We start from the raw sequence: 12,445 nt of genomic DNA, 5'->3' as shown, positions 1-12,445 counted from the left end.
CTTCAGAAGACAAAAAAATCAGAAAACGAATAGCAATCAAACATTAAAAAATCAATTATGATTACGATCAAAAAACTTTCTAAAATTTTTAGAACCGAAGAAGTAGAAACAAATGCTTTAAGCGAAATTTCATTAACTATAAATGAAGGCGATTTTGTCTCGATTATGGGACCGTCCGGAAGCGGAAAATCGACTTTATTAAATATCATCGGATTATTAGACAGCGCTTCTGGCGGAAGTTATGAATTGCTGGGGCAGGAAATGATTGGCCAGAAAGAGAAATTAAAATCGAAAGCCCGAAAAGAAAATATCGGGTTCATTTTTCAGAATTTTAATTTAATTGATGAATTATCGGTTTATGATAATATCGAACTGCCCTTGATTTACAATAATGTTCCGTCATCTGAAAGAAAGAAAAAAATAGAGCATATTGCAGGTGTTTTAGGTATTGCACATCGTTTGAAACATTTTCCGCAGCAGCTTTCGGGCGGGCAGCAGCAGCGTGTAGCGGTTGCAAGGGCTTTAATTAATGACCCTAAAATTATTCTTGCCGATGAACCTACAGGAAATCTGGATAGTAAAAACGGAAATGAAGTAATGGAATTATTGACAGATCTTCATGCTGCAGGTTCTACGATTTTGATGGTGACGCATTCTGATTATGATGCTTCTTTTTCGCAGAAAATAATTTTAATGAAAGATGGTGTTATTCTTTCTGAGAAATTAAATCAAAGAAATGTGGACGTTTTAGTAACTTCTAAAAACTAAGGTCATGCTGAAAAATTGGATTAATGTTTTTACGTATCATATAAAAAACAATAAGCTGTTTACGGTTTTGAATGTTTTGGGATTGAGTATTGGAATTGCGGGTTTAATTTTTGCGATTTTGTATTGGAATGACGAACAGAGTTATGATCAATGGAACCCGAACAAAGACAATGTGTTTTTAGTAGCCAATCAAATGGACCCAACGACCTATTGGGCTTCAAGTTCAGCGCCTATTGGATCTGCTATAAAAAATATAAGCCCAGAAGTTGAATCTTTTTGTTATTTAAACGGCTATTACGATAATGAAATTATTCGTTACAATAATAAAAAAGTGCAGTCTGATAAAATTGTTGTAGCACAGAAAAACTTTTTCGAATATTTTCCTTATTCCTTTATTGAAGGAAATATAAAAAATGCGCTGCCAGATGTAAATAGTATTAGTATATCTCAAGATTTGTCGCAGCAGCTTTTTGGAAACGAGAGTGCTTTAGGGAAAAAAGTAGTTTTACAAAATCAGGTTTTAGTTGTTAGAGGTGTTTATAAACTAGACAAAAAATCGGTTTTTAATCCTTCCTGTGTAGTCAATTTTATGGACACACGAGTGAAAAACAATATTCAGCAATGGGGAAATTTTCAATTTATTCTTTTATTAAAATTAAAAAATCCAGCTGATGCAGAACTTGTTACCAAAAATCTGGCTAAAATTTATTATGAGAACATGATAGCACCTCGGGCAAAAGCTCAAGGTATGAATCCACAAGAATTTATTCAAAAATTTGGAGAAGTAAAACCTCATTTAGAGCCGTTATCGATTGTTCGTTTACATACTAAAACCGGTGGTTTGATAGAATCCAACGGGAATTATCAGTTATTATTAATTTTTGCCGGATTATCAATTTTAGTCTTAATACTATCAATTGTAAACTATGTCAATTCTGCTACTGCAAATGCTGTAAAAAGAGCTAAGGAAGTTGGTGTTCGTAAGATAATTGGAGCTTCGAAAATAGAAATCATACAACAGTTTATTTTTGAAACTGCAGTCATTTCATTGTTTTCTATTTTAATATCGCTTGTTATTGTAGAACTTTCCCTGCCGTATTATAATGTTTTTTTAGAAAAAACACTTGTATTACAAAGCAATCAGTTTTATCTTCAGCTTTTTGTTATATTCATTATAATGATAATTGCAGCAGGAATTTTTCCGGCGGTGTATGTTTCAAATTTTGATGTTTTAAAAGTATTGCGAGGAAATTTTGCCCGAAGTAAAAATGGTATCTGGCTTCGTAATGGAATGTTGATTTTTCAATTTGCTGTGGCGGCTTTCTTTATTATTGGTTCTTATATAGTATATCAGCAGATTAATTATATGAACTCAAAGGATGTAGGTTTTAACGGAAACCAGATTTTGAACATCTCTTATCGAAATATTTATGGTGAAAAAATTAGCCCTGATGATAGAATGCGCAAATACAACAGCATTAGAAATGAATTACTGCGTATTAAGGGAGTAAAAGAAGTTTCTGGCGGCGGATTTGTTTTGGGAAGCGGTGCAAAATCGGTAATTTCATATCATTACAAAGACATAAATATAGACGGAAATAATATTCCGGTAGACTTTGGTCTTCTTGAAATGATGAAAATAAAAATCGTTAAAGGGCGCTATTTAAGTCCGGATTATTCTCAGGATACTATTAGTTCTATGCTGATTAATGAAACCGCTTTAAAATTATTAAACGAGAAAGATCCGATAGGAAAAAAAATTAACTGGGACGGAAAAAAAGCCATTATCGTAGGAGTTGTAAAAGATTTTAATATTGGAAATCCAGGCGAAGCCATACCTCCTGTCACTATATTTCATTTTAAAAGTGTGCCGTGGTTTACGAGCCTTTTGAACAATATTTATGTAACAGCCGATCCTAAAACCATGTCGCAGACTATAGCCGATATAGAAAATTTGTGGACAAAAAAAGTTGATTCTGACTATCCATTTTTATATGATTTTGTAGATAAAGAATATAAAAAATCATACAGCAGTTATGTAAAACAAAAAAATCTTTTCTCTTTATTGAACATTATCGTAATTACAATCGCGCTTTTCGGATTATTTGCTTTGGCTTCTTATTCGATTGAAAGACGAATGAAAGAAATCGCTATTAGAAAAACTCTTGGTGCAGAAACGAATGTTTTATTAATGGAACTTTGTAAACAGTATATCTTTTTCTGTATAATTGGTTTTTTAATTGCTTTATTCCCTGTTTATTATTTACTAAATAAATGGCTGGAGAATTTCGCCTATAGAATTACCATTTCTATGTATCCTTTTTTAATTGGATTTACAGCTTTACTTTCATTAACATTATTAGTTGTTCTTTCAAGGGCTTATCAGGCAACAAAAGTTGATGTTTTGAAATATTTGAAATATGAATAAATTCAGTTTGCATTAAAATAAAAAAGACTCCAAATATTTTGGGAGTCTTTTTTATTCTTTAGATATATACAGCTGAAGATTATTTCCTTTAACAATTTTCAAAAATAAATAAAGGTTTTCTACACAATCAAAGTTCCAAAAATTCATTTTGTATTTATCTACATTTTTTACCAGATATTCCATTTGATTTAAAACCCAATCCAACTCAGTTATTGGAATTTTTTGGTAAAACAAATTCCAATCCCATCCTTCACCTATTTGATAATCTCTAATAAATTTCGGGAGTTCTATAAAACTTACTCTCTCAACTAAAAGGTGATTAATTTGATTGAAATATCCCTCCCACATGCTAAAATGGTAAATTTGATTTTCTCCCTGTCGAAGCTGAATAATCTCATGCGAATTTGGTGCTTTCTCAAAAATATTTAATTTGAACTCGGTATCTTTATTATTACAATACAAACGTATTTCACCTTCTCCTAAAAAATTAGAATAAAAATCCAATTGTACATTTTCAAATTTCATCTTTATTACTTTGTTTCTGATTAAATAAAAAACATTTAAAATATTCTTCTCAAGATTATATGATTGTCATCCTTTTTTTGAGAATCTAGATTTAAATCTTTCCAATATTCCTCCATAAAACTCAAAAAATCTTTGTTGGATGAGCTTGCTATTAAAAACTGTTTAAAATCAATTTCCTTATTTGAAGTAAGATAAACATCTGATTTATCACCAAACTGCTTATCCCAATGAATTCCTAAAAAAAATATATCGTCACTATTAACATATTTTCTTCTAAGAATTCCTTTTTTAATTTCATCAAAATCCGGAAATTCCGATTCCTGAATATCTTGTTGAATGTTCTCTTGAAAATCAAAATAATCTCCACATAAAATATCTCCTGAACTAAGTAATTTATATTCTTTGGTTTCTTTATTAAACGCTACAGGACCAACGCCAACCAAATGCCCTCTTTCATCATCATCTTCATAATATTTATGTTTATAATAGGCAAAAGTATATTTTTCAGAATCTTCTACTTTGTAAATTGTATAGTCACTTCCTATTTCTTCGTCGACAACTTTTTGAGCAAGTTTAGTATCCATTTTTTAATCCAGATTAGAGAAGATTAAATTAATCATTTAAAACAAAGATATCTTTCAACAATGCTATTTTTTAACCATAAAAAAAACTCCAATAGAATTGGAGTCTTTTTATAAAATCAATTTGAACTTTTTACCAAGGACTTACTCCTGTTTCATCTTCAATGTCATTACTAAAGAATTGTCCATTCGGTCCGTTTTCATCTGTTACCGTATGTTTAATAATAAATGATGCTGCACTTTCTACAGTTCCAGGTCCACTATGATGATTAAAATCTGTTGCGGTGTAACCCGGATCAATTGCATTTACTTTAAAAGACAAATCTTTTAGTTCAAAAGCCAGTACAATGGTATATGCATTTAATGCTGATTTTGAAGTTCCATAAGCTGCCGATTTGAAATCGTAATATTTCCATGATGGATCACTATGCAAAGTCAAAGAACCAAGTCCTGAAGTTATATTGCTGATTCTTGGACTGTCTGATTTTTTAAGTAATTCTAAAAAAGCCTGAGTAACACTTATAACACCAAAAAAGTTTGTTTCAAATACATCTTTAATGTCTTTTACGCTGGTATCTGAAGCCGTTTGAGGAAACTGACCGCCGCTTATTCCTGCATTATTAATCAGGATATCTAATTTTCCCTGCTCGTTTTCTACAATATTCTTTGCTGCTAAAATGGAATCCGGATTGGTAACATCAATCTCAATGGCTTTTATGTTTTGAAATCCATCTTTGTTTAATTGTTTTACAACTTCATTTCCTTTTTCAAGATCGCGGCTTCCTAAATAAACAAACAATCCTTGTTTTGAAAGTTGTTTTGTTATTTCTAATCCTATGCTTCTGTTTGCTCCTGTTATTAATACTGATTTCATTTTTAAATTGTTTTAAAATTATAATACAAAGTTGGTTACTTTGAAAATGGAATCTTTTGTCATTTGGCAAAAAGCAATTTTAACTGATATTTTTTCTAATTCTGCTTAATGACGATTGTGTAATTCCTAAATAAGAAGCCACATAAGATAACGGAATGCGATTGATTACATTTGGATAAATTTTCAGAAACATTAAATAACGTGTAGTGGCATCTTCTGAAACCAGCGGACTTCTTCTTTCTACTTTTTGTCTCAATGCTTTTGAAATAATTCTGTGCACAATAGCGTCCCAGCCAATAATTGTTTCTAAAAGTTCCCTCCAGTCTTTTTTAGAAAAAACCAAAAGTTTACAATCTGTTATCGCCTGTACATAAGCATTCGAACAAATATCATTGTCGAAACTTTCCATATCAACAACCAGATTATTTTCGTCGATAAAATATTTGGTAATTTCTTCGCCTCTATTGTTGTAATAACAAACGCGGGTAATTCCGTCTAAAACAAAACCGACTTGCTGAGCAATTTTTCCGGCTTCCGAAAAATATTCATCTTTCTTAAGTTCCAATACAGTTGTTTTACTCGCAATTAAATCCAGCTGATGCTGATTTAAAGTTCCAAATTGCAATATATAATCTATAAATTCTTTCATAGAGGCAAGTTAATCAAAGTTATTGGTGCAGAATTTGTCATTTGGCAAAAACGATTTAAAACATAAAAGTTATTTTCTGAGCAAATTTTCGGTGCTGGATAAGAATTCTTCAGTCGCTTTTTCAATATCAATATTCATTCTTTCGGCCAAAACGGTCAGCCACCAAATTGATTCTCCTAATTTATGTTTAAGTTCCTGTTCTGTATTTCCTTTTGGCCATCTTCCTTGTTGCGACATCACATTACGGCCAACTAAGCCGGCATCTGTCAAAAATGCTAGTGCATCTTCTTCTATTGTCCATTCACTTCCGTGATGAGATAATTCTAATTCGTGATAACGCTTTCTTATTTCTAAAGAACGTTCTTTTAGCTGTTCAAAATTTATTGATGCCATAATTTAATTTTTATTGAATTGTTCCTGAAACGCGATTGGACTAATATTCGTTTTCTTTTTAAATAATTTATTGAAAGACTGCGGATGCTCAAAACCTAATTTATAGGCTATTTCAGAAATCGAAAAAGTTCCTTTCGTAATATATTCTTTTGCTTTTTCTATCAATTTATCATGAATAAACTGCTGTGTATTTTGCCCCGAAAGATTCCGAAGCAAATCGCTTAAATATCTGGCAGACAAACCTAATTCATCTGCAACAAACTGGACGGTTGGCAAACCATTTTCAAGAGGTTTCTCGTTATTAAAATAATCTTCGAGTAAAATTTCTAATTTTGAAAGCACATCATTATTAACCGCTTTTCGGGTAATAAACTGTCGGTTATAAAACCGATTACTGTAATTCAGTAAAAGTTCAATTTGCGAAATAAGCACGTCTTGACTAAAATTATCGATCCGTTCCTTCAGCTCATTTTGAATATTAGCAAAGACGCCTAAAATAGTTTCTTTTTCATTTTCTGATAAATACAAAGCTTCAGATGCCGTATACGAAAAGAATCCATACTTTTTAATATTGGCATTTAAAGTATACGGTCGAATAAAATCAGGATGAATATTTAATGACATTCCGCTGTAATCGGCTTCTTCCTCCTGCATTTTTAAAATTTGTCCGGGTGAAACAAACGACATTCCGCCTTCTTCAAAATCATAAAAACCATGTCCGTAACGAAGCTTGCCCGAAAAATGAGTTTTAAATGATATTTTATAAAAGTCTAAAATAATTCCGTTTTCAAAATCTTTTGGGTCAAATATCGCTTCACCATAATTCAAAATACTAATAAGCGGATGCATGGGCTTTGGCTGTCCCATAGCTTTATGCAGTTCTGAAATGCTGTTGAATATTTTAGGCTGATTTTTCATTTTACAAATTTATAAAATGTTCGACTGGCGCAATGTTCCAGCTTACTGTACTTTGATCAATCATATCATGTACAACAGAATCGCTAAGTTCCGTCATTAATTTATGCATGGCATCTGTACCTTCTGCTGCGCTTTCCCAAACCAACATATCGTAAACAATTCCCTTTTTCAATTCGAAAATTGTTCTGGAACGAAATCCTTTTTGACGTTTTAAAAATTCGTCGATTGCTGCATTCGCTTCAATAAATTGCTGTGTTGTAAAACCATTTAATTTAAAAGTCGTTAATTCTATCGCTTGATTTTTCATCTTATTTTAAATTAAAAAGTAAACATTGCTTTTATATTCTGTACTTGAGTTTCAGCACCATTTTTCAATCTTTCATTGTATAACGCATTAGCATCATTTCCGGCAATATATCGCAATTGATTTTTATTATCCGTCGCTGCTTCATATATAATTTGAGCAACATCTTCAGCGTTTGTATAATTCTCTAATTGCTCTGCACTGTAACCTTTACTAACTTCTGCGGTTAATTTTTCATACGCTTCATGCTGTCCAACTTCCATAGAACGGATGGCAAAATCGGTTTTCATTCCGCCAGGAGCGACAACTTTAACCTGAATTCCGAATTGGGTTAATTCTGAGGCAAGACTTTCTGAAAAACCATCAACACCAAATTTTGTTGCACTGTAAATAGAACAAGTCGGAAATCCAATTAATCCGAAAGTAGAAGTAACATTTATAAAAGTACCGCTTTTTTTCTCACGAAAATGTGGTGTAAAAGCTTTTGAAATTCTAATAACACCAAATAGATTCGTAACAATCTGGCGTTCGATTTGAATTTCGCTTAAAGATTCTAATGCTCCAATTAGTCCGTAGCCTGCATTGTTTAATACAACATCTACAGAATATTTCTCTGTAATGTTTTTGATTGTTTCAATAATTTGTTCCGAATTTGTAACGTCAAGCGGAAGTACGATTACGTTTTTTAATGAAGTTAATTCTGTTTCCTTTTCCGGATTTCGCATTGTGGCAATTACCTGCCAACCTTTGCTTTGAAATAATTTTGCTGCTGATTTTCCTAAACCAGTTGAAGCTCCTGTAATAAAAATTGTCTTTTGCATTTTTAATTGTTTTAAGATTATAATGCAAAGATCAGCCGAAGCCTGAAGTTGTTTTTAGTCATTTTGAACAATTGGTTAGCCAAAATGACGATTAAGAAATAAATTAATCACCGCCACAGCCACCGCATGAACTTCCGCATGAGCTGCCACAAGAACTCCCGCATGAGCTTCCTCCAGAACTTCCACATCCTGAATTACTGTTTGATGACAAAAAGTTGTTATTTGCAGGCATGACCAAAGGCATAAAAGAAGCTGTCAGTCCTCCGTATAAAAAATAATTCCACTGCCAGTCTTGTTCAACATTAGTATTACTTTTTCCTTCTTTAAAAGAGGAGTGAATTGTATGAAAAAATAAATAGTTCACTACTTTCTTATAGTAACGATAAGAGATCGCTGCTAAAATTATGGTTATAATAACAATATTAGTTATAGCTTTTCCTCTAGAAACTCCTGTAATAATTCTGCTAAAGCCTATATTTAAAAGAAGTCCAAAAACTACCAGCGTTACTTTTATGATAAATAAAAATTGCTTAGAATCTAAAATCGTTTCTCTAATTTTTTCGACTCCTTTTTTTAATTGTTGAAATATTGGTTTGTTTATAATTAACTGATGTAACTGTAGATAAGGTATTAAATCATATTCTTTCATGATCTCAATAACACAATTTTCATATTGATCGTTTGTTAGCGTATCATCGATTAAGTTTAATTTATTGCCTGTAACCTGAATTCTTCTATTTTCAATTAAATTATTTACGACTCCATGAATTACATAGTCTAGATTATTTTTTTGAAAGAAGACCAATTCTAAAGGTGTGAGATTGCTAATGATTAATTTCGACTTAATTTTTTCAATCAACGAATCACAAGTTTTCTTAACAAATTGCATCAATAAAAAGGTTATCAAAGCGAACAAGAATATGTAATACCATGCAAAATATGGATTACCAATTTGAATTAAAACTGGTTTTATAAGAAGAGAAATAGGAAAACTTAAAAGTGTAAATGCTCCTAAAAAAAATATTTTTAATATTCCGAGATTATAATTAGCGTTGTCTAATTGGAGAGAATCCATTGGATTTCCAAGAGTCCAAATTTCTTCTGGCTGTTTTCCAAAATTTAATTCGTATAAGTTTTTAGTAACTTCTTTTGCTTTATGGAATTTCTCGTGTTCCGCTTTATTGTGTGTTGACGGAATATGCTCAATTCTTTTTGCCAAAATTGTACAGAGATCAGAATACGAATTGGTAAAAATTAAATGCTGATGCCATACAATATCTACAATTTCTGAAGGCGAAACCATTTCGTTTGAAGTTGCGGCCAGATACATGAATTTTTTATATTCTAAAATCGCTGTTTTAGTAAAGTAAATAGTCCAACTATTTTCGAATGCTAATCTTGTTGAAAATCCGTATTGATCATTTGGTTTGTCGAGATCAAAATTTTCGATTTGATTCCAAAGTTGTGTATCCATAAATAATTAAAGCTCTTTCGTTAAACGATCTAACTCTTTCAATAAAGTCGGCATTCTAAATTCGCCCGCCATAGTTTCAACTTTTTGGAAAGCTTCTTCTAAATCAATTCCAATAGATGTTACAAATAATGGTTTTGCGCTGTCGCCTCTTAACAAAGGCTTTTTATCTTTTTCGATACTTGCAAAATTAGTTTTGGCCACACCAATGATCGGAATTTTACTATTTAGCTTTTCATATAAACGTCCGCCTAATCCATACTTTTTATCATCATCTAAATATACGAATCCGTCCACAATTATAGCTTCTATATTTTCCAAATCAATTTGATTTAACAAACTGATAATACACGGTAATTCTCTTTTGTAAAATTCTCCCGGAATATATTCCGCAACATTATCAATTATTTCTGTGTGAACTTTAAAGTTTTTGTCTTCATTCCAATTCTCAAATTCAAGGCAGACAGTTTTTGCTTTATTATCAAAATAATAAGTATCGAAGGCTAATATCATATTTGTTTTTATTCTTTAAACTCTTAATGAACCACGGAAACCTCTCGCAGCATAATACGAATCGGCACCATTATGATATACAAAAACGGTATCATAACGAAAATCTGAAAAAATTGCTCCGCCCAATTTTCTGATGTTTGCAGGAGTTAAAATCCAGCTTGATGTTTTAGTATCAAATTTTCCAAGTTTTTGAAGTTCGCGGTATTCATCTTCATTCAAAATTTGAATCCCCATTTCTGAAGCCATGTTTACAGCACTGTCTTTTGGCTTATTCTCTTTTCTTTTTTCTAATGCCTCATGATCGTAACAAATACTTCTGCGTCCTTTTGGACTTTCTGCTGCACAATCATAAAAAATATATTCATTTGTTTTTTCATCATAGCTTACAACGTCTGGTTCTCCTTCAGTTCTTTCCATTTCGTCAAGAGACCAAAGTTTTTCAGGATTAGCTTTTAGCTTTGACTCAACTTTTTCCCATTCAATATTTTGATGACGATGTTTATTATTTTCAAAACGTGCTTCAAGAATACTTAACAATGATTCTTGCTGTTCTGATGACAATTTATATTTTTGATTATTCATGACTTTTGAATTAATTATTTGGAAATAAATTCAGAGAGATATTTTTCAAGCTTTTCTATATTCTCTTTTTGTCCCTGATCTGCTTTGTGAGCTTTTACAATAATATCAAACATTTCTTCAGAATCGAATAAAAGTGTCCAGTCTAGTATTGTTTCTGAATTTTCAGATTCAAATAAAACAGTTGTAATAAAATGCGGATTGAAATGTTCGAAGACAATTTTTCTAAGTGGGATAATTTCTTTAAAGATACTGCGGTTTGGGTAATTCTTTCCATCCGGTCCATGCATTGTTAAATTCCACTCGCCTTCTTCCTTAAAGTCCATTTTATGAATTGTATTTGTAAAACCGTTTGGTCCCCACCAATTTGCAATATGTTCGGGATTTTCCCACATTTCCCAAACTATATCCGTTGGAACTTTAAGCAATATTTTACTTTGAAGTATTCTATTTTGAATATTATTTTCACTTTCCATATTTACCTGACTGATTTAATCATTCAAACCTTTCCCTTCTAAAATATTTGGGATATTTTTTTCAACTCTCGATTCTCTGGTTTTAGATTGTTTCGGTTGAGAAAAATGCAAAAGATAAGCCCTTTGTCTTCCAGGTGTAAGTGCAAAAAAAGCTTTTTGCAAATCAGGCATAGTATCTAATTTCTTCTGAAATTCTTCAGATACTTCAAATTCGGAAGTTTTTTTCAGTTCTACTTTCAAACCTGCTTTTTCAATTTCTATTGCTTGATAAATATATGTTTTTAAAATATCTTTTAAATCAATTATTTCTTTAAGATTAGTAAAACGTATTTGTCTTGCCGCTTGTACATTCTCAGATTGCTGAATCAAAATATTATCTGTATCTTTTAACAGAGCACCTTTAAAAAACAAAAAGGCACAATAATCTTTAAAAGCATGAATTAAAACAATATTGGCATTTTGAAAAGTATAACATGGAACTCCCCATTTTAATTCTTCAGTTAACTGACAATCGAAAGCGATTGTCCTCATTAAATCTAATTCTTCCTGCCATTTCTTGGCTTCATCAAAAAAGAAATCAACTTTTGGATTTGCATTAATTTGTGACATTTCAATTTTCTTTAAAAATAATCTTTCAGAATAGGGGAAAGATTTCAATTTAAAATTAAAACTTTTTTTTGATTTAATGGTACAATTTAAAAGCCCAACAAACTAGAAGAATATATTATTTAAGAGCAAAATAGAAATAAAAAATCTTTAAACTCTATAATTTAACGAGCAAAAAATAAGTTTTAAGACATTATCTATGGGCAAATATACTCTAGTTGTCATTTTAATAAAAAGACGTGTTAAAACATATTGTTGTAAAAGAAACAAATATTACTCTCATTCCTAATAATAATTTTATAAATATCTTTTCGAATCTGGAATTTCTAAACTGAATAAACATAGCCTGCGGTTTTACCTGCAGGGATTCTGGTATTATCACACGTTATTTCTTTGAATTTAGTTTACAAAACATTTATAAAACAAAAAATCCTCATCAAATAAATGATGAGGATTCTTCAAAGAAAGGCGACGACATACTCTCCCACAATACTGCAGTACCATCTGCGCAGGCGGGCTTAACTACTCTGTTCGGGATG

15 protein-coding genes are annotated in these 12,445 nt (G+C 31.3%); 2 read left to right on the top strand and 13 right to left on the bottom strand.

Translation table 11 applies throughout. The features are described from left to right. Nucleotides 1-57: 57 nt before the first annotated feature. Nucleotides 58-768, top strand: a complete 711-nt coding sequence (locus J2Y38_RS12645) for an ABC transporter ATP-binding protein (RefSeq protein WP_309843046.1) — start codon at nt 58-60, stop codon at nt 766-768. Between the two features lie 4 nt (nt 769-772). Beyond that, the gene (locus J2Y38_RS12640; protein WP_309843044.1) at nt 773-3,196 is read left to right on the top strand and encodes an ABC transporter permease; all 2,424 of its coding nucleotides are present in this window, start codon (nt 773-775) and stop codon (nt 3,194-3,196) included. 51 nt (nt 3,197-3,247) lie between these two features. On the opposite strand, the gene J2Y38_RS12635 is transcribed toward J2Y38_RS12640, so the two are convergent. The 13 genes from J2Y38_RS12635 to J2Y38_RS12575 all read right to left on the bottom strand — a co-directional run bounded on the left by J2Y38_RS12635 (nt 3,248) and on the right by J2Y38_RS12575 (nt 11,909). Then, on the bottom strand, nt 3,248-3,721 hold the full coding sequence (locus J2Y38_RS12635; RefSeq protein WP_309843042.1) for a hypothetical protein: 474 nt from the start codon (nt 3,719-3,721) through the stop codon (nt 3,248-3,250). 35 nt (nt 3,722-3,756) lie between these two features. Continuing rightward, entirely contained in the window at nt 3,757-4,305 is a 549-nt protein-coding gene (locus J2Y38_RS12630) for a hypothetical protein (protein ID WP_309843040.1), read from the bottom strand. A gap of 130 nt (nt 4,306-4,435) precedes the next feature. Then, on the bottom strand, nt 4,436-5,176 hold the full coding sequence (locus J2Y38_RS12625) for an SDR family oxidoreductase (protein WP_309843038.1): 741 nt from the start codon (nt 5,174-5,176) through the stop codon (nt 4,436-4,438). A gap of 79 nt (nt 5,177-5,255) precedes the next feature. Further along, nucleotides 5,256-5,825, bottom strand: a complete 570-nt coding sequence (locus J2Y38_RS12620) for a Crp/Fnr family transcriptional regulator (protein ID WP_180861188.1) — start codon at nt 5,823-5,825, stop codon at nt 5,256-5,258. Nucleotides 5,826-5,894: 69 nt separating this feature from the next. Continuing rightward, on the bottom strand, nt 5,895-6,218 hold the full coding sequence (locus tag J2Y38_RS12615) for a MazG-like protein (RefSeq protein ID WP_256636143.1): 324 nt from the start codon (nt 6,216-6,218) through the stop codon (nt 5,895-5,897). 3 nt (nt 6,219-6,221) lie between these two features. Further along, nucleotides 6,222-7,136, bottom strand: coding sequence for a helix-turn-helix transcriptional regulator (locus tag J2Y38_RS12610; protein WP_309843033.1), 915 nt, complete (start codon nt 7,134-7,136; stop codon nt 6,222-6,224). Nucleotide 7,137: 1 nt separating this feature from the next. After that, nucleotides 7,138-7,443, bottom strand: a complete 306-nt coding sequence (locus J2Y38_RS12605) for a hypothetical protein (RefSeq protein WP_309843031.1) — start codon at nt 7,441-7,443, stop codon at nt 7,138-7,140. Nucleotides 7,444-7,454: 11 nt separating this feature from the next. Then, nucleotides 7,455-8,261, bottom strand: coding sequence for an SDR family oxidoreductase (locus J2Y38_RS12600; RefSeq protein WP_309843029.1), 807 nt, complete (start codon nt 8,259-8,261; stop codon nt 7,455-7,457). 103 nt (nt 8,262-8,364) lie between these two features. Beyond that, nucleotides 8,365-9,735 carry a hypothetical protein gene (locus tag J2Y38_RS12595; RefSeq protein ID WP_309843026.1) on the bottom strand — a complete coding sequence of 457 codons (1,371 nt, stop codon included), beginning with the start codon at nt 9,733-9,735 and terminating at the stop codon, nt 8,365-8,367. A gap of 6 nt (nt 9,736-9,741) precedes the next feature. Next, a complete protein-coding gene (locus J2Y38_RS12590; protein ID WP_309843023.1) occupies nt 9,742-10,245 on the bottom strand; it encodes an endonuclease V in 504 nt (167 codons plus the stop codon). A gap of 15 nt (nt 10,246-10,260) precedes the next feature. Then, entirely contained in the window at nt 10,261-10,827 is a 567-nt protein-coding gene (locus tag J2Y38_RS12585; RefSeq protein ID WP_309843021.1) for a DUF4256 domain-containing protein, read from the bottom strand. Nucleotides 10,828-10,841: 14 nt separating this feature from the next. Further along, a complete protein-coding gene (locus J2Y38_RS12580; RefSeq protein ID WP_309843018.1) occupies nt 10,842-11,300 on the bottom strand; it encodes an SRPBCC domain-containing protein in 459 nt (152 codons plus the stop codon). Nucleotides 11,301-11,315: 15 nt separating this feature from the next. Further along, the gene (locus tag J2Y38_RS12575; RefSeq protein WP_309843016.1) at nt 11,316-11,909 is read right to left on the bottom strand and encodes a DUF1801 domain-containing protein; all 594 of its coding nucleotides are present in this window, start codon (nt 11,907-11,909) and stop codon (nt 11,316-11,318) included. Nucleotides 11,910-12,445: the final 536 nt, after the last annotated feature.

Origin of the sequence: Flavobacterium sp. 2755, assembly GCF_031455715.1 — a bacterium.
In the GTDB taxonomy this organism is placed as follows: Bacteria; Bacteroidota; Bacteroidia; order Flavobacteriales; family Flavobacteriaceae; genus Flavobacterium.
Note: the sequence above shows the minus strand (reverse complement) of the source record. Positions and strands in the feature narration are given on the sequence as shown.